Raw genomic sequence first — 1,329 nt, forward strand, 5'->3', positions numbered from 1 at the left:
TAAAGATGTCCACGCCGGTGGCGGCGCCGATCTCGACGATGCGCGCGGCGGCCTGCGCCATCCGGCCGCGCGGCACGGCGATGTCCTCGATGAGCACCCGGCCGAGGCGCTCCAGCGCGGGTAGCGCCGAGCGGCGAGCAGCGAGCAGCGCCTCCGCCGTGGCCTCGTCCACCGACCGCCGGACCCTCCTCGCCCGCTCGGCGAGAATGCCCTCGGCGGCATCGGCCTCCTCTCCCGCGCCCGACCTGTCGGTCTGGACGAGCAGGAAGACCTCGCCGGCGGAGGCAAGGTTGCTGCCGGTGGCGGCGTCGACGGCCCGCACCGTGCGGCCGTCGAGCAGTTCGGCCACGGCCACGGCCACGACGATCCCGGCGACGCCGAGCGCGGTGACGCCGAGCGCGGCGGCCTCGGCGAAGGTGTCGAAGAAGGCCGCCAGGGTGACCGTGGAGCGCGGCGCGGGCCGCAGCCGCAGCCGCACGGTGGCGCCGACGACCACCCCGAGAGTTCCCTCCGATCCGACGAACAACCCGGTCAGGTCGTAGCCGGCGACCCCCTTGACGGTTCGCAGCCCGGTGCTGATGCGCTCGCCGTCTGCGAGGACGACGTCCAGACCGAGCACCGACTCCCGGGTCACGCCGTACTTCGCACAGCCCAGGCCCCCGGCGTTCGTCGCGATGTTCCCGCCGATGGTGGAGATGGCCGCGCTCGCCGGATCCGGCGCGTAGCACAGGCCGACCTCGCGGGCCGCCCGATCGAGATCTGCGGTGATCACGCCAGGCTCGACGACCGCGACCGCGTCGGTGACCGACAGCTCGCGGATGCGGTTCATTCCGGACAGGTCGAGCACGACGCTGCCCGCCGAGGCCGCGGCTCCCCCGGCGAGGCCGGTACCGGCGCCGCGCACCGTCACCGCTACCCGCGCCGCGCTCGCCGCCCGCAGCACCGCCTGGACGTCGGCCACCTCGCGCGCGAACGCGACGCCGATCGGCCGGCCCGCGGGCTGCCAGCCGGACCGGTCCCACCGGTGGGCGTTGACGACGGCCGGATCGGTGCTCCACTGCCCGGCCGGCAGCGCGACCGCGAACCGCGCCGGGGTCATTGCGGACCCGTGGCGACGGGCCGGTCGGGGTCGGCCGCCCAGGCCGACCAGGAACCCGGGTACAGGGCGGCGTCGATGCCGGCGACGGCGAGCGCGGCGATCTCGTGGGAGGCCGTCACTCCGGACCCGCAGTACACCCCGACCGGCCGCGCCCGCCCGCCGTTCCCGTCGCCGCCGACGCCGACGCCGAGGGCCGCGAACCGGGCCCGCAGCTCGTCCCGGGGCAGGAA

Annotated in this window: 2 protein-coding genes; both read right to left on the bottom strand. The window is 76.1% G+C overall.

What is annotated here, in order from left to right; all coding sequences use genetic code 11:
- Positions 1-1,099: FAD-binding oxidoreductase (locus AC08ON_RS13110; RefSeq protein WP_476607718.1), on the bottom strand; the 1,099-nt coding region annotated here is incomplete at its 3' end.
- A partial coding sequence (locus tag AC08ON_RS13115; RefSeq protein ID WP_476617065.1) for a sulfurtransferase occupies positions 1,096-1,329 on the bottom strand: 234 nt, incomplete at its 5' end. The genes AC08ON_RS13110 and AC08ON_RS13115, both read right to left, overlap by 4 nt.

This window comes from Frankia sp. CoWAU3, assembly GCF_977971855.1.